22 protein-coding genes are annotated in these 22,011 nt (G+C 37.5%); 17 read left to right on the top strand and 5 right to left on the bottom strand.

Features of this window, described 5'->3' with window-relative positions; translation table 11 throughout:
* Positions 1-135 precede the first annotated feature (135 nt).
* On the top strand, positions 136-1,512 hold the full coding sequence (locus tag GX654_22415) for a beta-lactamase family protein (GenBank protein ID NLD39617.1): 1,377 nt from the start codon (positions 136-138) through the stop codon (positions 1,510-1,512).
* Positions 1,513-2,041: 529 nt separating this feature from the next.
* Positions 2,042-2,362, top strand: coding sequence for a hypothetical protein (locus GX654_22410; GenBank protein ID NLD39616.1), 321 nt, complete (start codon positions 2,042-2,044; stop codon positions 2,360-2,362).
* A 183-nt stretch (positions 2,363-2,545) separates the two neighbouring features.
* On the opposite strand, the gene GX654_22405 is transcribed toward GX654_22410, so the two are convergent.
* Entirely contained in the window at positions 2,546-2,602 is a 57-nt protein-coding gene (locus GX654_22405; GenBank protein NLD39615.1) for a GlyGly-CTERM sorting domain-containing protein, read from the bottom strand.
* On the opposite strand from GX654_22405, the gene GX654_22400 reads away from it, so the two are divergent.
* The 15 genes from GX654_22400 to GX654_22330 all read left to right on the top strand — a co-directional run bounded on the left by GX654_22400 (position 2,587) and on the right by GX654_22330 (position 19,535).
* Complete coding sequence (locus tag GX654_22400) at positions 2,587-3,168, top strand: hypothetical protein (protein ID NLD39614.1); 582 nt, start codon at positions 2,587-2,589, stop codon at positions 3,166-3,168. The genes GX654_22405 and GX654_22400 overlap by 16 nt on opposite strands.
* 564 nt (positions 3,169-3,732) lie before the next feature.
* Positions 3,733-4,119: a HEPN domain-containing protein gene (locus GX654_22395; protein ID NLD39613.1), complete on the top strand. Its 387-nt coding sequence runs from the start codon at positions 3,733-3,735 to the stop codon at positions 4,117-4,119.
* Positions 4,098-4,397 carry a nucleotidyltransferase domain-containing protein gene (locus GX654_22390; GenBank protein NLD39612.1) on the top strand — a complete coding sequence of 100 codons (300 nt, stop codon included), beginning with the start codon at positions 4,098-4,100 and terminating at the stop codon, positions 4,395-4,397. Before GX654_22395 ends, GX654_22390 begins: the two co-directional genes overlap by 22 nt.
* A gap of 630 nt (positions 4,398-5,027) precedes the next feature.
* Positions 5,028-6,554, top strand: coding sequence for a hypothetical protein (locus GX654_22385; protein ID NLD39611.1), 1,527 nt, complete (start codon positions 5,028-5,030; stop codon positions 6,552-6,554).
* 50 nt (positions 6,555-6,604) lie between these two features.
* Entirely contained in the window at positions 6,605-6,949 is a 345-nt protein-coding gene (locus GX654_22380; protein ID NLD39610.1) for a hypothetical protein, read from the top strand.
* Between the two features lie 302 nt (positions 6,950-7,251).
* Positions 7,252-7,473: a GxxExxY protein gene (locus GX654_22375; protein ID NLD39609.1), complete on the top strand. Its 222-nt coding sequence runs from the start codon at positions 7,252-7,254 to the stop codon at positions 7,471-7,473.
* Positions 7,474-7,532: 59 nt separating this feature from the next.
* On the top strand, positions 7,533-9,059 hold the full coding sequence (locus tag GX654_22370; GenBank protein ID NLD39608.1) for a hypothetical protein: 1,527 nt from the start codon (positions 7,533-7,535) through the stop codon (positions 9,057-9,059).
* A 71-nt stretch (positions 9,060-9,130) separates the two neighbouring features.
* Positions 9,131-10,969 (top strand): ABC transporter substrate-binding protein, encoded by a 1,839-nt coding sequence (locus GX654_22365; GenBank protein ID NLD39607.1) that lies wholly within the window; start codon positions 9,131-9,133, stop codon positions 10,967-10,969.
* Between the two features lie 75 nt (positions 10,970-11,044).
* Positions 11,045-12,142, top strand: a complete 1,098-nt coding sequence (yejB, locus tag GX654_22360; GenBank protein NLD39606.1) for a microcin C ABC transporter permease YejB — start codon at positions 11,045-11,047, stop codon at positions 12,140-12,142.
* Between the two features lie 148 nt (positions 12,143-12,290).
* The gene (locus GX654_22355; protein ID NLD39605.1) at positions 12,291-13,328 is read left to right on the top strand and encodes an ABC transporter permease; all 1,038 of its coding nucleotides are present in this window, start codon (positions 12,291-12,293) and stop codon (positions 13,326-13,328) included.
* Positions 13,325-14,956 (top strand): ABC transporter ATP-binding protein, encoded by a 1,632-nt coding sequence (locus GX654_22350; GenBank protein NLD39604.1) that lies wholly within the window; start codon positions 13,325-13,327, stop codon positions 14,954-14,956. The genes GX654_22355 and GX654_22350 overlap by 4 nt, the downstream gene beginning before the upstream one ends.
* A gap of 28 nt (positions 14,957-14,984) precedes the next feature.
* Complete coding sequence (locus tag GX654_22345; protein NLD39603.1) at positions 14,985-15,755, top strand: thioesterase; 771 nt, start codon at positions 14,985-14,987, stop codon at positions 15,753-15,755.
* 32 nt (positions 15,756-15,787) lie between these two features.
* Positions 15,788-17,230 (top strand): methyltransferase domain-containing protein, encoded by a 1,443-nt coding sequence (locus tag GX654_22340; GenBank protein ID NLD39602.1) that lies wholly within the window; start codon positions 15,788-15,790, stop codon positions 17,228-17,230.
* Positions 17,231-17,315: 85 nt separating this feature from the next.
* Complete coding sequence (locus GX654_22335) at positions 17,316-17,609, top strand: hypothetical protein (GenBank protein ID NLD39601.1); 294 nt, start codon at positions 17,316-17,318, stop codon at positions 17,607-17,609.
* A gap of 39 nt (positions 17,610-17,648) precedes the next feature.
* Positions 17,649-19,535, top strand: a complete 1,887-nt coding sequence (locus tag GX654_22330) for a DUF3857 domain-containing protein (GenBank protein ID NLD39600.1) — start codon at positions 17,649-17,651, stop codon at positions 19,533-19,535.
* A 264-nt stretch (positions 19,536-19,799) separates the two neighbouring features.
* Here GX654_22330 and GX654_22325 read toward each other — a convergent pair whose 3' ends face one another.
* The 4 genes from GX654_22325 to GX654_22310 form a co-directional block, all read right to left on the bottom strand.
* Positions 19,800-20,027 carry a hypothetical protein gene (locus GX654_22325; protein ID NLD39599.1) on the bottom strand — a complete coding sequence of 76 codons (228 nt, stop codon included), beginning with the start codon at positions 20,025-20,027 and terminating at the stop codon, positions 19,800-19,802.
* Positions 20,024-20,458, bottom strand: a complete 435-nt coding sequence (locus GX654_22320; protein ID NLD39598.1) for a PIN domain protein — start codon at positions 20,456-20,458, stop codon at positions 20,024-20,026. The genes GX654_22325 and GX654_22320 overlap by 4 nt, the downstream gene beginning before the upstream one ends.
* A gap of 529 nt (positions 20,459-20,987) precedes the next feature.
* Positions 20,988-21,419, bottom strand: a complete 432-nt coding sequence (locus tag GX654_22315; protein NLD39597.1) for a type II toxin-antitoxin system VapC family toxin — start codon at positions 21,417-21,419, stop codon at positions 20,988-20,990.
* A gap of 5 nt (positions 21,420-21,424) precedes the next feature.
* Entirely contained in the window at positions 21,425-21,673 is a 249-nt protein-coding gene (locus GX654_22310; protein NLD39596.1) for a plasmid stabilization protein, read from the bottom strand.
* Positions 21,674-22,011: the final 338 nt, after the last annotated feature.

Below are 22,011 nucleotides of genomic sequence, written 5' to 3'. Positions count from 1 at the left end.
CCAGAGTCTTTAATCAAATATCAAGAAGCCAGTCGAAGATCCCTATGAATTTATCGGGGCATCAAGTATCAAGGATCTAGTATCCGGAATCTAGAATCCAGTATCAAGTATCCAGATTTAAACAGGAGAATTTCTATGGAAGCAACAGCTCATGAAACAATAACTCCCGAAAAAGCATTAAGCATGTTACAAGACCAGTTGCAAATGTTTTTAACAACTATCAAGGAACAAACCGGCATTCCGGGTATTTCTCTTGGTTTGAATATAGGTTCGCAAAAAATTACAGCCAATGTGGGCACGATCTCAATCGACAGTGATATCACAATGACTGATAATACCCATTTTCAATTAGGCTGCATATCCAAGTTGATGACGGCTTTGGTAGCAGCGGAACTAATAACCGCAGGTAAACTCGACCCTGATGATCCTATCGGCAAATATCTTGATGAATTACGCGGAACAGAAAGAGGTAAAGATATTCAAATATGGCACCTGCTTTCACATACAAGCGGATATTCAGAAGTCGATATTTCTGATCCCGGTGTATCATATTACTACTCATGGCCAAAGTTTGTTGAGTATCTAAATACTGCAACGCAACTTTTTAAACCCGGAACTGTATTCAACTATATTCACTCAGAATCTGTGATACTGGGAGAAATAGTTAAACGTATAACAGGCAATGATATTTTTGATCTTTATAATGAAATAATCATCAAACCTTTGAAACTAACAACAGGCTCCATTAAAAGCAATCAGCGTGGAGATATATCATATGCCATTGATCATAAATTTAACTCTGAGACTATGAAAGTCGAACCTTTAAAATCTATACCTATGGGAGATTTTTGGAGTGCATCATTGAACAGCCTTACCATGAGTACGCAGGATATTTTAACTCTTGCATCAACTATCTGTGGTATTAGTAAACCCCCATCAGGCATATCTGAAAAGGCATTGCAGTTTGTTCAGAAACAGGTTATTAAAGTTCCTCGAACATATGGAAGCTCTATGAGTGAACAGGTCGCTGTTGCATTTGGTGCTGGATGTGCTTTTTATCGTGGCTGGATTTATGGACTGAATGGTTCGGCTCGAAGTCAGACAACAGGTTTACGTTTTGATCCACATAACAAAATAGCAATGGTAATAAGCCTTAATATGTGGAAGCCATTTTTACGAGATTCAATCATAAATTATATTTTTGGTAGATTGCGAGGACAATCAATTGAAACTTCTCACCAAGAACCCTTTGAAATGTCCTTAAGCGAGTTGGCCGGGACTTATATTGGATCAAAAGGCTTACAAGTTATTGTTACATGTGAAGATGATCAAATTATAATTTCAAAGCAAGTTAAAAAATCACAACCTGTGAGGTTTGTAATGAAAAAAGATGAAAAAGGTATTCTTCGTGTGCAGTCTGATATGCAACATTTTTCTATTGGCTTTTTTCACGAGCCTGAATCCGGTATTGATGGCTTAATGTTGGGACCGAATGCATTTCGAAAACAATAATCTATTTTTTAATTAGGATGAAAATATTTAAAAATACTATAGTCTATAATAAAGTGCCTCACCATTTCATAATTCCAATATGCAAACAATAATTTCCAAAATCATTCAACCTGCGAGGGTTTTAACTAATAACATGTCTCCATGTTTGCAAAACAAAACACTAGTTAAATAGTGCCACCCTCTTCAGGTTTTAAATAAAGCCAAAGAAGCCATTGTCAACGCCTTTTAAATGGCATTGATTCAATAGCTTAAGAAAGGGGGTGGTATAATGATTGTGTGAGTAATAATTTAATAAATTTCAAACAGGCAAACCTGACACATAATGACATACATATAAAGTATGATTAGGATAATTATTTTTAATAATAACAAATTAAAAATATCACTTTTTATTTCATCTTTATGGAATCGTTATTAATAATTGTCAGGTACAATCATTAACAGAAAATAATGTATCCGAAACTGAATCGGGTATTATCTTGGCCATTATCTGATTGCTAAGATTTTAATTCAGATGAAAGGGAAAAAAATGCGTGAATTAGCATATAATGAACTAGAAGAAGTAAGTGGGGGAAATCCATTGGCTTGGCTTATTGTTAAGGGTGTTTTATATGTAGGAGGTATGGCTGTAACTGCTATTGGAGGTGCTTATGTAGCATATAAATCAATGCAAGCAACAGCACCATTACAACCCGCACCATCATCAGGGGTACCAAGCGGAATGCCTCACCCGAGTGCAATGACCCCACAACAGATGGCCGACTATGAATACTATATTTTTGGTAACCCGAATGTATCCATAGAACAATATCATCAATGGGTGGACGTCGCGGAGATGTACGGATTTTAAAAAATAGCCTAATTTAGTAACCTCGGAGTGGTGCTTCCATTCCGGGGTAATATATTGACTCGTTTCATAAAAATAAAATGAATGAATAAAATAATGATTGGGTAAGTTTACATTATATAGCAATAATACAGTATTAGCATATTAACAACTGAAGATTATTCTTGCAGGGCAGGAGTAATTTTATTATCTTTTTCGAAGATAATAAAAGAGGGCTAGAATAAGTAATGAAAATAGTGATATTAATTATAATTGTGTTTTCGGGTTTAGTTGTAATAATTAGCCTTAATTATAATAGAGTAATGGGGATAGCAAGTCTTGGATATAAAAAGTTGGTTATAAAAGGCGATCCAAAGTTTGTTGATCAGATCTCACAGGCGTTGGTCCTGCTTAAAGAAAAGGCACCTGAGGCATACGATATGGTTAATGAATATGCCGTAAAGATTGAACAGAGCAAAAGATCTGGAATGGCCCCATTTAAAATCCCACCTATAATGTTTCTGTCTGATGAAACTATATATTATTCTTTAACATGGTGTGCCGGTGCCATTGCGCATGAAGCGTTTCACTCTAAACTCTATCATGAATATAAGAAAAAGCATCCATGGCGAGTTTGGCAAATTCCGCCGGAAGTCTGGATAAGTTTTGAAGCTGAAAGAAAATGTCTGAAGTACCAATTGGAAGTATTGAAAAAAATCAATGCGCCTATACATGAAATTAATTATGTTGCAAGCGGAGATGGAACTCACGGTGACTTAAACGGAGATGGTAAAGTAGATATGAAAGATCAACAACTGAGGTACTGGTAGCAGAAAGTAAAAGTAAGAAAAAATAAAGGGGTCAGACCTTCATTCTTAACAATATAAAGATGCCATGATAAATGTCCTTCCATAAAAATATATGAGAGGAGCAATCATGGCTCGGCCTTTAAGAATTTCATATCCGGGGGCTTTTTATCATGTAACATCAAGAGGTAATGAGTAAAAGGATATATCTAAGAGCAGGAAAGATAGAAAGGAAAAATATCGAATATATTGAATCTGCCTTAAAAAGAGGCAGTACTGGCTCCGACCCCTTAAATAAAAGCAAAGACATATTTCTAACCGCGAACCACACGAAAAGCGCGAAAATGAAAATAGGAGATGAAAATAAGCGTATCGCCGGAGATCTTGTTTGGTTATAACGATGTTTGTTGCCATTCTTCATTAAAAATATGAAAAGCCGCACTACATAACTGACGATAAGTGATTTGGAAATATGCAGCTATCTCAAAGAATATATTGAGAAATTCATTGGTTTGGATTATATTATCTCGTCGCTTCAGAAAAGAACTAAAATTATGTTTTATTTAGAATGATGAATAGCGAGAATAAATGTCAAGCCAAGTAAATTATTGGAAAGAATTGTCAGAGTATGACCTGGAAACAGCGGAAGCAATGCTGAAAAGCAAAAGATATCTTTATGTCGGATTCATGGCTCATCAGGCAATCGAAAAAATACTCAAAAGCTATTTTGTTAAGATACACGCTGATACACCTCCATACTCGCACAGTCTCTCATATATTGCTAAAAAAGCAGAACTTTATGAGCTTTTATCAGAAAAACAACAGGATTTCATAGACCTGCTCGAACCAATGAATATTGAATGCAGGTATCCAGTTCATAAAGAAGAATTACTGAAAACATTAACCGATGAAAAATGCATAGAGATTTTAAAGGACACCAGGGAACTTCAGATATGGATAAAACAGAGGTTATAAAAAAACTTAAAAAATATAAAAAACTCCTTTCAAAAAACATGATGTTTGATCAGATGGTTTTGTTTGGATCCTATGCAACAGGTAATAATAGAGAAGACAGCGATATAGACGTTGCAGTTATTGTTGATAAAATTGAAGGAGATTATTTTTCAACCAGACCTTTATTATGGAAACTAAGAAGGGAAATTGACGACAGAATTGAACCTGTTATTCTGGATAAAAATCATGATGAAAGCGGATTTTTAAAAGAAATATTAAAAAATGGAATTCAGATATAGCATTCTAACCGCGAACCACGCGAAAAGCGCGAAAATAAAAACAGGGCAATGAAAAAGTGCATTGCAATCAATTTGTGCTTTTACGAGGCGAACCTGATTATATTTTGAATACAGTATTCTCACCACAGAGAGCATCCGCCTCCGCTAAAGCTATGGCGGGACAGGCAGAGTTCACGGAGAAAAACTTTTTATTTTTTTATCAATCGAAAGGCAAATATTAATTATTGTTTTTCTTAGCGCCCTTTGCGCCTTTGTTTACCCTGTGAAACATGTTTTGCCGTTATTTCACAGGGGCGGTTCAATTTTAACCTGTCACTTTAACCATACAAGAACATTGAGAGCACAGAGTATAATCTAATAAAAAAAAAATCTCCGTGCCCTCCGTGTTCTCCGTGGTTGATTATAATAATGTTTGTCATCCGTTACTGAAAAACCAAAAACATATTTCTAACCGCGAACCACACGAAAAGCACGAAAATAAAAACACGGAAGTGAAAGATTGCATATTGTTGGTTGTTTTTATTTTGCTATAACTATGTTTGATGTAATTCTTAACTGGATATATTGCAACGCAAGCTTTACATAACAGATAACCTTAAAAAATCAAAACAATTATAAGAGTACGTTTGAATGACAATAGAATCATTTCTTGAATACTGCCTTGGGAAAGGCATACACTTGTATCTCAAAGATAGAGAGTTAAGTTATCGAGCGCAGAAAGGCGCTATGACGCAGGATATCCTTTTATCTATAAAAGAAAAAAAGTCTGACATCTTGCGATATTTGAAGAGTGTTGAAAAAGCCAATAGGCCTTTTCAGGTTTTATCAACTTCAAAAGATCGCGGCGTATTATTTAACAGGTTCTTATGGAAGGATTATCCCAACCGTGTGATTGAGTTAAGCAGCGCTAATGCTACCCACAGTGTAATACGGCAAAAAGGGGAAATTTATGCCGATTCTCTTATAAAAAGCATTAACTACATTCTTGGTCGCCATAAAGTGCTTAATAGTTCTGTTGAGATTTTAGATGGCAATCTTTACCTGGTTAATAAACCTAAACAGGAACCTGCCTTTCAAGAAATTGTTATTAAAGGAGAGTCTCTCGAAGAGCGTGAAAATGAAGCAATACGTATTGCTAATGAACTTGTCTGGCAGGAATACGATCTGGATAAAGGACCATTATATCGTGTTTTTTTAATAAGGATATCTTTTACAGATTACATATTAAGCGTTGGTCTTCATCATGCCATTGGAGATGCTATATCTATTGGCATATTTTTTCAGGAACTTATGATTGTATATAATTCAGTTTTATCAAGCACCCCGCCCCGAATACTCCCTGTCCGATTCCAGTACATGGACTATCTTGCATCCATAGAGGAATGGGCAAAAAGCCCTGCAGGCATCAGGCACATCAATTTTTGGAAGGACACTATTAAGTCTGCTCCTTTTACCGGCCTTCTTTCTAATGGAAACCAATCTATTAAAAGATCAACTACAGAAGAAAGTGCAGAAAAAACCATTGTTATTGAGACTGATATAACCAGTGGTCTAAAGCAATTGGCTTCCAGTTTAAAGAAGACCTTGTTTTGTGTTTTGCTCTCTGCATACAACATGGCAATTTGGCGCATGACCGGGCAGGAAGAGGTGGTTGTTGTTGCGCTTCAGGCCGGGAGGTTAAACACTGATTTTCAAAATATTATTGGTAATTTTGCCATGGAGGTTGCCTATCAAACAAGCCTTACAGGAAATCCAAGTTTTGCAGAGATCTCCGAGCGTGTTACAAATACAATGAATGAAGCCCATTCTCATCAACCAGTTCCACTCGACTGGGTACGCAAGGCCTTAGCCGATGATGGTATCTCATTTAATGCACCTGGAATAAGTATATTGACTGGCAGTTCTGATGAAAAACAGGATGATTTCAGACCACGCAGTATAAAGATTGAGCCACCAGGTGTACGACATGGGTGTCATGGCTTTCCTGTTTCCTGTGCCATGGAATTCATTGACAGAGAAACTGTTATAGAAGGTTCAATGGTATACAGGACAGATGTTTATGATGAAGAGACTATTAACAAGTTTCTGGATATTTTTAAGGAAGTAGTGGTTGAGGCAATTAAAGAACCGGGTAAAAGGTTGGGGGAGTTTGTCTAGATACTGGATGCTGGATTCTAGATACTAGATTATGGATGCTGGGGGTGGATATGGAAACTGACATCAATGAAAATAACAATACGATCTTTGACTCTATGGTGTTAAAGGGGCCGACTCCTTATGAGGCTCCTATAGGTGAGATAGAAGAAGAGCTTGCACGAATCTGGTCTGGTGTACTTAAGATAGAGCATATTGGCCGTAATGATAATTTTTTTGAGATGGGAGGAAATTCATTACAGGCAAGTCGCATTATTAACCTTATTTTTGAAGTGTTTGGAATGGAATTACCCATCAGGACCATATTTGAACTTCAGACTGTTAAAGCCCTAGCTAAGAAGATTGAAGATACATACAATGAGGTGCTGGGTGGAGAGATGGAGGAAGGGGTGATTTAGCGAAGAAGGGTTCGAGGGTTCTAGGGTTCATGTGTTTAACTGCATAATTAATTACCACGGAGGACATCCGCCGTCGCTAAGGCTTTCGACATCTAATAAAGCTATGGCGGGACAGGCAGAGAGCACGGAGAAAATCCTTTATATTTTATTAATGAATAATATTGTTTGTTTTTCTTAGCGACCTTTGCGACTTTGCGGTTTAATTTTCTGTCACTTTAACAATGAAAGTTCACGGAGAACATCCGCCTTCGCTGAAGCTATGGCGGGACAAGCGGAGTGAAATACGTAAAATTACAGATCCGATGATACAGACAACGATTGGAGTTCACAGGATTTTAGACCCCGGCTTGTTTGAATCTGCATATGAACAATGTCTGACCTATAAGTTGAAACCGAAAGTTATTAACTTCAAACTACAGCATGGGTTACACGTAGCATATAAGGGTATAAAACTTGATTGTGGACAAAAGAGAGATCTCTATGTACCGAGGCTTAAAGAAGGAATAAAGAGATATGTATCATAAACCCCTCCGTGTTCTCTGTGCTCTCCGTGGTGAAAATATTTTAAATGAAGGAGTCAAAAATGCTTGAAAATACAGCATCATCTTCCATTGCAGCAAAAAAAGAGATGTTTTTAAAATTTCAGAAAGAGAGAGAGTCAAAAAATAAAGATCGAATAACTCCGCGTGACAGAAAAGGGTTGATACCCGTTTCATGCATACAGGAAGGTACATTACTGCCTGTTATCAATAAATATTACGACCCTGAAGAAATCAGATCTTCCGGCCCTGCATTAGGTTATTTGATTAAAGGTAGGGTAAATATTTCTGCCTTTCACAGGGCCATACAGGAGGTAGTTAAACGCCACGAAATACTGCGCACAAATTATGAGGCAGTAGATAATAAGCCATATCAGAAAATAAACGAAGTCCCTGCCAATATCCTTAAAGTAATTGATCTGAACGAATTATCTGAAGATGAAAAAAAGGATGAACTTAAACGGGTTGCAGACAAGAGGGCATCTGAATCATTTTCATTTTTCAAGGATCCATTAATGATTACATTTACACTGATAACAGCCAAAGATGAACATGCCCTATATATCTTTACTCACCATATCGCCACAGATGGAATATCTATGGGTATACTACAATCAGAATTATTAACATTATATCATGCATACGCTTTAAACATATCTATCCCTCTTCCTGAATTGGCATTACAGTATGGCGATTATGCAATATGGGAACAGGAAAGATATTCAGGAGATTTTCTTGAAGAAAAACTTGGCTATTGGAAACAGTTAACCGATAAAATAAATACTTTTTTACCTTTTGACCATGCCATTGAAAGCTTCAGCTATGACGGGGATACTGTCCCTATAATTATTCTGCCTGAAATAGTCAAAAGACTCAAAGTATTGTGTAATGAAAATAACACTACTATGTTTACAGTTCTATATGCCGCATTTATGGCAATGGTTTATATTTTCAGCGGTAATAAATATAATTTTTTCAGCTTTATTGTTGCAAACCGTAATCAAAAGGAAACAGAACCGCTGATAGGATGCTTTATGACCTGGCAGTTCTTTCACATTGATCTATCAGGAGATCCCACTTTTATAGAAGTTATCGAGAGAACAAAAAATACACTGTTAAAGGTATATGATAATTTTGTTCCATTCCTCCACGTTTCTAAGACTATTCCACCTCAAGGTCCTGTGGTCAATTTTCAACTTCAGACATTCTGGGAAGGAGGCGCTAAGGCACCTGAGCGCACTTCTGAAGAAAAGCCTTCTCAACAAGTATCGAAGACAGAGGAAAAATCGACAACATCCAGGACCATGCCTCCACCCATGATGTTTATTCCTATCAAGGTTGAGCAGCCTCCATTCGCGATATTTCCATTTGAGGTGATGTTGTCGGAGGCCGCAGATACTATAAATGGATCTTTTACATTCAACAAAACTTTTTATAACAGATCAACTATTGTTAACCTGACAAATGACTATGTGATCCTTATTTCTCAAGTTTTGAAAAAACCGGATATAAGATTGTCCGAACTGAAGATGAAACCCCATAGAAGTATTATTAAGGAAAACACATTGTGAAATAGATTGATGCCCAGTAAATAATTCAAAAAAACTTGGCTGAAAATATTTAATAGAAAGGGGATATTACTATGTTGCGAAAAATTATATTTATCGTTTTACTATTGGTATTTTTTACATCCGGTGTCTTACTTGCAAAGGATATTACTACCTCTCATGGGATAACACTATATGGTGATCTGATGTATGGGAAGGATTTTAAACATTTTAATTATGTGAATCCAAAAGCGCCAAAAGGCGGAACCATTGTTTGGGATATGGGTAATTTTGATAATATCAACTCTTATATAGCGCTTGGGACATCACCAGGTTTTGCAACTTTCAGCGTTTTTGAAAACTTAATGGTTACGAATGCTGATGAACCGAATTCAGCATATGGACTGATTGCTGAAACAGTCACATATCCTGAAGATTACAAATGGGCAGAATTTAAAATCAGAGATATTGCCCGATGGAACGATGGAAAACCAATAACTGTTGAAGATGTAATTTATTCCTATGAGACAATGCGAGACAAGGCATCTCCAACATATAAAAGTCTGGTAGCTGACATAGAAAAAGTTGAAAAGACTGGAAAGGATACTGTTAAATTTATATTTCTCAAACCGGGTGATCGTAATAATGTATATAAGATAGCAACAAGATTGCCTGTAATCCCGAAACATTACTGGATAAATAGAGATTTTTCCCAACCGACCATCGAGATGAATGTTCAAAGTACTCCATATGTCTTTTATAAAGTCGATGTTGGTAATACCCTTATAATGAAAAGGGATGAAAACTATTGGGGGAAGGATCTTCCTGTAAATGCAGGCCGGAATAATTTTGATTTTGTTCGTATGGATGTTTATCGTGATACCAATGTTGCTTATGAGGCCTTTATGGGAGGTAACATTGATATACGTAATGAATTTAAACCGGCGCAATGGAAAAAAGGATATAACAATGATGCGGTAAAAAAAAGTTTTATCAAAAAGAGGGAAGATAAATTAAATGGTCCTGTCTGGTTTTTTGCTATAGGTATGAATGGCCGAAGGCCGCAGTTTAAAGACCAAAAAACAAGAGAGGCTCTTGCTTATGCCTTTGACTGGGAATGGACAAACAAGAATATATTTCATGGTATGTATGAGCGTAATACAAGCTATTTTGCCAACACAGAGCTGGCACACAGAGGTGTTCCTGAAGGCAAAGAACTCGCGTTACTTGAACCATATCGTGATAAATTAGACCCAAGGGTTTTTACTCAGGAATTTGTACCCCCCAGCACTCAGGGTACACAGGAAGGTCTTCGTAATAATTTACGTAAGGCCTCGAAACTACTTAAGGAGGCTGGCTGGGAAAATATAGAAGGTAAACTGGTAAGAGATGGGAAACCATTTATGATAGATTTTATGTTGCAGGATCCATCCGATGAACCCTTATTCGCACCATTTGTCGAAAACCTGAAGTTATTAGGTATTGATGCCAGACTGGACATTGTTGATTCCACAACCTTCTGGCCAAGAAACTTCAGTTATGACTGGGATATGATATCAAATGGTCTTTATCCTCATTCTCTTTCTCCAGGGGCGGAACTAAAGCAGAACTGGGGATCAAAGACAGCAGATGCCAATGCGAGTTCAAACTCGCAGTATATTAAAAATTCCATTGTTGATGATCTTATTGAACAAGTAGTAAATGCAAAGACCAGAGACGATAAAGTAGCCGCATGCAGGGCACTGGACAGAGTGCTTTTATGGAATTATTACTCAATAAACATGTATTTCTGGAATAAACAACTAATGGCCTATTGGGACAGGTTCGGGATACCTGAAACTCAGCCCAAATGGGAGGCATATTCCCCTTCCGATACATGGTGGGTTGATCCTGTAAAGGATGCGGCGGTGAAAAAGTATAGAGGATTAAAATAGCTGTTTCTAATCATACTTAATCCAGCATCCAGTATCCAGCATCCAGTATCCAGTATCCAGTATCAGGAATCCATAATGACTTCCTACATTATACGCAGGTTATTACTCATAATACCGACCCTGTTTGGTATACTGGTAATAAATTTTTTCATTATTCAGTTTGCACCCGGTGGCCCGGTGGAGCGAATAATAGCAAAATACTCGTTCGGGGCATCTGATCCAATAATGAGAACATCCGGTAAAAGTGCAGATGGAAACAAGACCGCGGTTCAATCCGGGGGCGCAAAAGGGGTTTACAGAGGATCAGAAGCCCTGAACCCTGCCATTATTAAAGAACTGGAAATACAGTTCGGGTTTGATAAACCAGCCCATGAACGATTTATAAATATGGTATGGGATTATCTTTGTTTTGATTTTGGCAAGAGTTATTACCGTAACGAGACTGTTCTTAATATCATTAAAGAAAAACTGCCAGTATCCTTAAGTCTTGGGCTCTGGAGCACCTTCATTATGTATTTGATCTCCATTCCCCTTGGGATTCGTAAGGCAGTTAAGGATGGCACCCCATTTGATGCCTGGTCAAGTTTTATGGTGAATGTGTTTTATGCTATACCGGGATTTATTCTGGCTGTATTACTAATTGTGTTTTTTGCAGGAGGTTCATATTTCCATATATTTCCTGTAAGGGGACTTATTTCAAATAACTGGGATGAGTTGAGCAGTACTGCTAAAATACTTGACTATATATGGCATATCACATTACCAGTTATATGTATTACGCTTCCGGGTTTTGCCACCATGACAATGCTTACCAAAAACTTCTTTATGGATGAAATTCATAAATTATATGTGGTAACAGCACGTTCAAAGGGACTGACCGAAAATGGGGTTTTATATAAGCATGTTTTCAGAAATGCCATGTTGATCGTGATATCCAGCTTTCCTATGGCATTTATCACTGCCATATTTACAGGTTCTATGCTGATTGAGGTTATCTTCTCTCTGGATGGTTTAGGATTGATGGGTTTTCAGGCAGTATTGGAGAGAGATTATCCGATTATTTTCGCCACTCTTTACATATATACACTTATGGGATTATTGATGAAGCTGGTCAGTGATATTTTGTACACAGTGATTGACCCCAGAATAGATTTTGAAAGCAGAGGCGTATGATTTACCACGGAGAACATCCGCCTCCGCTAAAGCTATGGCGGGACAGGCAGAGTTCACGGAGAAAAGCTTTTTATTTTTATCAAATAATAATTTTTGTTTTTCTTAGCGACTTTATCTGATTACAGGAACTTACACTCAAAAGGTTACAATGTCCTATAATTTTTTAAGATTAAAATCATCAGATGTAAACCGGAGACGCCTGAAAAAGTTCAAGGCAAACAAACGTGGCTATTATAGTCTGTTGATATTCCTGTTTCTTCTAATTTTCACACTGCCTGCAGAATTTATTTCAAATGATAAGCCTCTGATTGTGAGATATAAAAAACAAATATATTTCCCTGTATTTGTTGATTATCCTGAATCGGTATTTGGTGGTTTTCTTGCTAAAACGAATTACAGGGACCCCTTTATTATTGAAGAGATAATTTCCAATGGGTGGATGATCTGGCCGCCTTTCAAATATGGCTACAGAACTATTAATAAAATACCAGGAATGCCTGTTCCATCACCGCCATCCATTGAAAACCCTCTGGGCACAGACAATCAGGCCAGGGATGTATTTGCCCGTTTGATTTATGGCTTCAGAACAACAATAATTTTCTCTTTAATATTAACGATTTTTTCATCCATTATAGGAATAATAACCGGGGCTGTTCAGGGCTATTTGGGGGGGCTGGTAGATCTTATTTTTCAGCGTTTATTAGAGATATGGAACGGGCTGCCATTGTTTTTTCTGTTAATCGTCATCTTTAGCATTATTAATCCGGGATTCTGGATACTGATATGTGTACTGCTGGTTTTTTCATGGGCAGGATTATCAAATGTGGTAAGGGCAGAGGTACTCAGGATAAGAAATTTTGATTTTATTAAGTCGGCGCGGGCACTGGGAGTAAAAAGATATAATATCCTTTTAAAGCATGTATTGCCAAACGCAATGGTTGCAGCAATGACCTTTATTCCCTTTACTTTCAGCGGTGCAGTCACAATGTTGATAATCCTGGATTTTCTTGGTTTCGGTCTGCCAGCAGGATCTGCATCTCTTGGCGAACTATTATCCCAGGGGAGAGCAAATATACAGGCGCCATGGCTTGGTATTGTGGGCTTTTTTTCCGTTTCAATAACTCTTGTCCTGATCATATTCATTGGTGAAGCATTCAGAGACGCATTTGACCCTAAAAAGATATGACATCATCACAACTATTAACTATTAAAAAACTGACAGTCTCTTTCTCATCCGGCAATGGTATTGTAGAGGCGGTTAAAGAAGCAAACCTGAGCATCCATAAAGGAGAAATTCTTGCCCTGGTAGGAGAATCTGGTTCTGGTAAGACTGTAACAGGATTGTCTATACCTCAACTGCTACCTGGTAATGTTGTTAAGCTGGAAGGTTCTATAGCCTTCGATGGCATGGAGCTACTCAAACAACCTGAAACAATATTACGCGGTATCAGGGGTAAACGCATCTCAATGATTTTTCAGGAACCAATGGTCTCACTGAACCCATTGCATACCGTTCAAAAACAAATAGGTGAAATGATCACTCAACATCACCCATTATCCAAAAAAGAAAAAAGAACCAGGATAATTGAATTGTTAAATATAGCAGGATTTCCGGAAGGTGAATCTAGGCTGAATGCTTATCCACATAACCTTTCAGGAGGAGAACGTCAACGTGTTATGATTGCCATGGCACTGGCTAATAGTCCTGATCTGTTGATTGCTGATGAGCCGACTACATCTCTTGATGTCACAATTCAGACGCAGATTCTTGAACTTCTTAAAGAGATTCAAATCCGCACACAGATGGCAATTTTACTTATCACGCATAACTTAAGTATTGTTGAGAAGATAGCGGACAGGGTCGCAGTGATGAGATATGGTGAAATTGTTGAAGAGGGCACAATCGAAAAAATATTTTTAAAACCCTGGCACATATATACAAAACAATTAATTGATGCTGTCCCCAAAGGAGAACCGACAGCTCTTGATCCCAAGGCACTGGAAATGGTCAGGTTCGATAATATATCGGTAAAATACCCCATTAAAAAAGGTTTAATGAAAAGAACAGTCAACTGTATCCAAGCGGTAAAAGATGTGTCCTCTGTAATATTTGAAGGTCAGACATTGGGAGTCGTCGGAGAATCAGGTTCCGGAAAAACATCACTTGGTATGGCTATCCTGCGATTGGAACGATTTGAAGGCAAAGCGGTTTTTATGGGGAAAGAGATACATCTGTTAAAAGAAGAGAATATGAGGCGATTGAGAAGTAAAATCCAGATTGTATTTCAGGACCCATATGGTGCATTTAACCCAAGAATGACAGTTAGAAATATTATAGATGAAGGTTTAAGGGTGCATCAACCTCACATGCAAACCCAGGAAAGGAATGAATTAATAGTTAAAACATTGATTGAAGTTGGACTTGAGAAAGATATGCTGGACAGGTTACCCCATGAATTTTCAGGAGGGCAAAGACAAAGGATAGCAATTGCGCGGGCATTGGTGCTTAAACCAAAATTTATAGTCTTTGATGAACCGACATCATCCCTGGACAGTCTGGTTCAGGCGCAAATGATAGAACTTTTTAGGGATATCCAGAGAAAATATAGGATTGCCTACATGTTCATAAGTCATGATTTGAAAGTTATACGAGCATTGAGCCACTATGTACTGGTAATGTGCCAGGGTGAGGTTGTGGAACAAGGTCCTGTAAAACAGATTTTTGAAAAACCGAAGGAACCATATACAAAAACACTTTTAGCCGCAGCATTGAATGGAAAAGCTTTATTTGATGAGCAATTTGTTACTGGTTGATATTTTAACTATTAAGAGGAGTTGATATTTGTACAGTACTAAGTGGATAACCTGCCCGAAAAAACAACCGGATGCTAAAATACGTATGTTTTGTTTTTCTTATGCAGGCGGAGGGGCTTCTGTTTTTTTAAACTGGCCTCATAGCATTTCAAACGATATTGAAGTTTGCATTATTAAGATGCCTGGCCGTGAGATCAGGTTCAATGAACCTCCTTATAGAAGGATTCCGAAGCTGGTTGAAGACCTTGCGCCAGCTATTCTTCCATTTTTGGATAAAACATTTATTTTTTTTGGACACAGCCTGGGGGCTCATATAAGTTTTTATCTTACTCGTCATTTACGTAAATATGATCTCCCCTGTCCAATTCATATGTTTATTTCAGGAGCGCGGGCGCCTCATCTAACAGAGCCAATCCATGATGCCCTTCACTACAAGATGGAAGATAAAGAATTTATTGATAAATTGATTAAGCTTGGAGGTATGGCGGAAGAAGTGCTCCAGAATAAAGAAATACTGGAAATAGTTCTACCAATTCTTCGGGCAGATATAGAGATGCTCAATACAATGGAATATATTGATGAGGAACCATTAAGTAGCGGTATGACTGTATTATATGGTGAATTTGACAAGCGTGCAAGCAGAGAGGATGCTGAAGCATGGAACAGACATACCAACCAAGGCTTTTGTTTAAAAATGATTACAGGAAAACATTTGTTTATTAATACTCATCAAGCTCAGGTTATTGAGCTTATAAATAAGGAATTGCTTACCGTAAATCTGGCTGCCCCAATCAGTTAATCTTTAATTAATAATAAAATATGGAGAGGATTATGAAATATGTGACTGCAGAAAATGAATCAGAACAATTGGCTTTTAAAAGTAACTTAATAAATTTTCCATCAATACATGGATATACATTTAATATATTCAGTAAAGTTGTATTAAATTCTTTACAATTAGACATATTCGAAGCTGCAAAAGACTCTCCGGTTACAATTGATCAAATCGCTGAAAAAACAGGATTAAATATTGATGCATTGAAAAGAATTATGGTTATTTTAGCTGTTTTAGATTATTTTAAAATTGAAAACGATAAATATTCATTAACCAAGATGGCAAGAGTATGGTGCTTAAAAGATAGCCCGTTTAGTTATTATAAGTTTGCCAGATTTTATGAAATTATGGGCAATAATATGGCTCATTTAAAAGAATATTTGCGTACAGGTCAAGGAATTGATTTACACAACACAATGTCTGATGAAGAATGGAGTAATTATCAAATTGCTATGGAAAATCATGCAATATATACATCCAACATTTGCCCAAAAATTACACCAATTCCTGAAAACCCTTCTGAAATGCTTGATATTGGAGGTTCTCATGGACTCTATTCTATTGAACTATGCAAAAGATACCCGACTCTAAAAGCAACGATAGTTGACCTTCCTCAAGTTGAAGAATTTACAAAATCAATATTAAAGAAGCATAATATGGAAGATCGTATAAAATTCCAAGCTGGAAATGCTTTAGTAGATGATTTTGGAGAGAATAAATATGATCTTATATTTGTTTCAAGTCTATTGCACCATTTCAAGTCAGAAGAGAATCATTTGGTTTCTAAAAAAATAGCAAAAGCTTTAAAGCAAAATGGATATTATGTAATTCAAGAGTATATAAAACCATCTGCTCCATCTGCTGATGATCTGTCGAGTGTATTGATGGATTTATGTTGGAGTATCACAAGTACATCCGGGACCTGGACGCTTGATGAGCTGAAAGACTTTCAGGATAAAGAGGGATTGATGCATTATTCAGTAAATCGATATGATGGTTTTGGAACCTCTTTAACACAAATCTGTGCAAAAAAAACACTGAATAAGGCCGAAATTAAAACATCGGAAATATCTGTTACACCTCAAACTAATTATTCAAAGCAAAATATTCAGAAGAATATGGAGACTGGCAATCCTGATGAACTGGTTAAAATATATTATTCAGAGGCTGAAAATTATATTGGAAGGCAGGCTACTGTTTTTGGTAAAGTAGAAGGAGTAAAAGAATATCCTGATTTTGAGGTAACAACTATTTCCATCGGGAAACCCCCGGAAACTCCCGGAGCATTTCCTCTTGCTATTCAAGATACAATAAAGGATCAGTTTCCACCTGATCTTTATAATGGAAAAAATGTTAGTGTGACAGGAGTCATTGAAATAAATCCTTTTGGTGGTGTAACTATGACAATCAACAGTTCAAAACAATTTGAAGTCCAGTAATTTTATACTCTTAGAACTGTTTGGATAATTATGAACAGAATTAAATTAATTCTGTTCATATATTTTTGAAGGAGAAAACAATATGATTAAAGTTATGGGAAAATATTGCAAGGCATACCATTTGAGAGACATGAGAAAATATCGTAGCTGGAAGGAAAATACACAGAATACTCGTAAAGAAAAAAAGGAAATTGATGGAATAGAGGTTGAGGAAATAAGGGTACTCACAGATGAATCGATTGTTTATCTCCAGGAAAACTATGTTGTAACAGATGATATATACAAAGAACAAAATATTATTTTTGATGATATAACACCCAAATGGAAGGAATTTTGTGAAAAATCATTGGAATTTATAGTGCCGGATTTTGATAAATAAGGACAGTAATAGATTATATAAATAAAAGGAGAAAGTATTATGAGACTTGGTTCATTTTTATCAGTTGTATTTTTCATTCTTATCACGACCGGAACAGTAACCGCACAGATGGCGGCCCCGGAATACAAATCACCACTCACGATTAGCAAAATGGATGTGACTTATGAGGTAAATGCAGACGGTACATATACCATGGATATAATCAGTGAAATCCGGATTAATATTGATCAGGCAGTCCAGTCACAGGCGCAGTCATATCTTGCTTACAGTGAGAGCCTTCAGTCCCTTGAAGTGCTTGATGCCTACACCTTAACAGCTCAGGGAGAAAAGATACCTGTTCCGGCTGATATGATAATCACACAGCAGAGTCCAATCAGCACATCAGCCCCTGCATTTGGTGATATCAAGGTGAAGGCGATTGTGTTTCCGCAGATATCTGTGGGCGCAAGCAAGGGGTATCATTTCTTACACAAACAGATAAAGCCTCTGTTTGAAAACCATTTCTCAATGTTTGAAACCTTCCCTATGAGCGTTGATATAGATTCAATTAAAATAACACTGGTTGCACCTGAAACAATGAAAATGTATATCCAGGCCATTGATGTTGCAGGTGGACAGGTTCAGTCAGATATACCAGGTAAATCCAAATATGTCTGGACAGTAAAAGACCAGAAAGCCAAAACCCCTGAGTCGGGAGCTATCAGTGAGACAAACTACTGCCCGCGTCTGGCAGTGACATCCTTTGCTGACTTTAATCAGGTCGCCGAGGCATATCTCAAGCGTGCAGCAGACAAGGAAAAGGTAACAGATGAGGTCCAAAAACTTGCAGACAAGATCACAGGCGGTATAGTTAGCCCTCGTGATCAGGCAGCCGCTCTGTACCAATGGGTAACAGGGAATATCAGGTACGTGGCCCTCAGTTTTGAGGTAGGGGGTATTGTACCGCGTGATGCCGATGCCATTATAGAGACCCAGTATGGTGACTGTAAAGACAAGGTTGTTCTGCTAAATGCATTACTTTCTGCCAAAGGTATAAAATCAGCGCCGGTGCTTATTAATTCCGGGGATGTGTACTGGCAGCCGGACGTGGCACTGCCCCTTGGAGTCTATAACCATGTAATCACCTATCTGCCAGATTTTGATTTGTTTATCGATCCTACCGCAGAAATTGCTCCTTTTGGTATACTGCCGACAAATGAATACAGCAAGTATGCCCTGGTTACACGCGGGCTTGAAAAGGGTGCGGGGATAAAGATGCTTCCGGAGCCCTCTCCTGAAATATCAAATATGGAAACCATCACTACCATTACGATAAATGATGACGGCACAGCAAAAGGGCAATCAGTGGTTACTGCAAATGGTGGGATGGAATATGTCCTGCGCAGCTACAAGGCCTCAATACCTCCAGGCCAGGAGGCAATGGCCGCAAATGCCTTTCTGACAAGGTCCGGGCAGCAGGGTGAAGGGACAATAACTGGCAGTGATCCGCGTAAACTTACTGATAAAATGAAGGTTGAAACCTCATATACACTTCAGAATGTGATGACTATTCCAGGCCCTGGTGCATTTATGATACCTGCCGGTATCCCCAATCCATCTCCAGCTGTTGTCCTTTCATTTGGGACCAATCAGCCGGAAATGAAATATCCAAGCTACCATAGCGGGTATGGAAAGGTTGAGATTACAACAGTGGCATTACCGGAAAAGATAAAGGTTATGCAGCTGCCAAAGGATGTTTCAGTACAGAATCAGTATGGCAGTTATACTGCAACCTACAAACAGGATGGGCAGGCAATCAAGGTGGAACGAAGGCTTTCTGTTAAAACCCCCAGGGGGCTCTGTCCGCCTGAAGGGTACCCGCTCATGCGAGACCTTGGACAGGCTATAGGCAGGGATTTTCGTGCCCAGGTATTATATGGTGAGTGATTTTACTTTATTTCATTATATTAACTTCATTTAAGACAAATTTAGGTTTCAAACCTATGTAATTGACAGTTTATAAAAAACTGCAATTGTGGGTTTTGAGGAAAAAAGATCAATATCAGATATTCATTGTGAAATAGTAAGGCAGATAGCCAGTAATGCAAAGGCAGTTAAGGTTTTTATCTTAACTGCCTTTTATTTTTTGGGTAATTGCTGGAAAGGGGGTTAATTCAATTATATTGTTAAAGCTTTTTCCAGGTATACCTATTATGCCAGGCCTTTATCTCCATTTTGGGCTGTGTTTTTCATCCTTAATTTCATTGCTTTATTGCTGATTTCTTCTATTGAAAATTCCTCATCCAAGTCCTGTCTCCATTTAGTATAATCAAATGGTTCTCTCTGTATCAAGGCAATGAATCGTTCGGCTTCAACATCTCCAAGATATTTTGCCAGTATTTTTATTCCTTTTAATCTGATCTCAGTATCAGTAATCACGATAATACCTCCTTTATGAACCCGATCGGATCAACTATTTTTATCTCTTTTTCAATAACTGATAATTTTAGGATCTGGTCATCAGTTGTTATGAAATATTTACATTTGGAAAAGATTGCACAAGCCAGATGTAATGAATCTATTTTATGAAAACCTTTTTTATTTAATGAAGTAGCTATACTTTTTAGTTCATGATTTTCATCTACATCTTCAATGGTATATTTTTTCCATTCTGATATTCTATGTCTTCGCTCAATAAAGGGATTTTTATTGTTTTCATAATCCAATATATATGACCAAATCAACTCCATATTACCAATCCGAATTTCTTCTTGGATTTTCAATTTTGCCTCTGACTCAAGCCTCACTCTGAGTTGAGATTGATCATCAAATGGTCGATTAAAACAGCAATTGTCTAAATATATTTTCATATTTTATTAATTCAGATTTCCCAGTCTACCTATGTGCTGTCCGGCACTTCTTTAGTTTGTGTTAACCATTATACAATCAGGATAAATAATGATTCAACATAAATAATATAGGTCTGGAAAATCGCAATAAAGATGCGTTGATTATCAGACCTTCAAAATCAACTGCATATTTAAGACATTGACATTCAGTCAAATTCGACACCAATATACTTATTTCCCTTTATTCCATCCTCCCATTGACCTTTTTATTAATATGAATGAAGAAAAAGGGGACGTATTCGATCCTCCCATTATGTGAAGAAAAAACGTCCTTCAATATTTAAAAAACATCGAAGAGCTTGTAATACCAAGGGGGTTAAAGGTTATTATCTTTAATAACCTAGCTTTTTTATGGGATGGTTGAAGAAAAAATCAGATTCATTTTATTAACAGTGGTCATCATTTTCGGCAATAAGAGGCAGCTTAGACATTCCATCTTTAGCCAGGGTTTTACTATTGTCATCAGGGGCATAACTCTTTAAATAAATGATCAGGGGATATCAGCTTCCCACGGATTGACCAGTTCCAAGCCTTCAATATCTGAGAAATCCTTAATGTTCCGGGTTGCTAAGGTGATATCTGCCGTTATGGCAATTGCTGCAATCTGTGCATCTTCAACTGTAATTGGTTTTCCTTTATGTTTTCGCGATGCGATAATTTTTGCAAATTCACCAGCAGCTTCAAAATCAAAGGGAAGACATCTTTCAGAAAATTCTTGTTTAAACATTTGATCTGCAATTTTTGTTAGAATTTGTTTACGACGACCCTCCGGTAGTAGTTCAATACCCAACCGAATTTCACCCACTGTGACAGCGCTGATCCAGACCTCATCATCCGGTTGTGCATCCAGCCAATGGACAACACCTTCATTCGGATTAGGGCGCATCAGCTCAGAGAGAACATTTGTATCAAGCAGCAACATCATTATTAATCATTCGATAAAATGGAAGATTGGCGCGGCAATGAACGAGATACCTGGGGCAACTCTACACCACCAATTTCTGAAAAAAGCTTTGAAATACGAGTGCCAATGCCAGTGGAACATTTTTGATGCAATAAATAACGCTTAAGGATTTGTCTGGCTTCTTCCTCCATCGACCTTTTATTTAAGGCTGCACTCATTCTGAGAGTAGCTTTAAGAGAATCATCAATATTTCGAATTGTTAAACTTGCCATAGACTTAAACCTCCATGAATTAACCGATGATATCAATGTATTCAATGCAATCAATATTGTCAAGTTTGTGTTCAGATGGACCATAGGTTAGGGCTGTCCTTGTTACGCCGGATCAATTTGAAAAAAGGTTTTTGGACTGGAAGGTAGAGTAAGGGAAAAAACGTATTTTTGATTCAGTCAAAAATTTGAGGGGAAGGAAAAAGGTAAACAAAAACGGTCTTGAAATACTGCGCCGCCTGAGAGGAGGGTATGAGGAATGATCTGGGTTTTAGACGCGCGCAGCTGGAGAGTAATTAGAGGCTTTTGATTCAGAGGACTACGATAAAACTATCCCATGG

It is taken from the genome of Desulfatiglans sp. (genome assembly GCA_012513605.1).
In the GTDB taxonomy this organism is placed as follows: Bacteria; Desulfobacterota; DSM-4660; order Desulfatiglandales; family HGW-15; genus JAAZBV01.
Note: the sequence above shows the minus strand (reverse complement) of the source record. Positions and strands in the feature narration are given on the sequence as shown.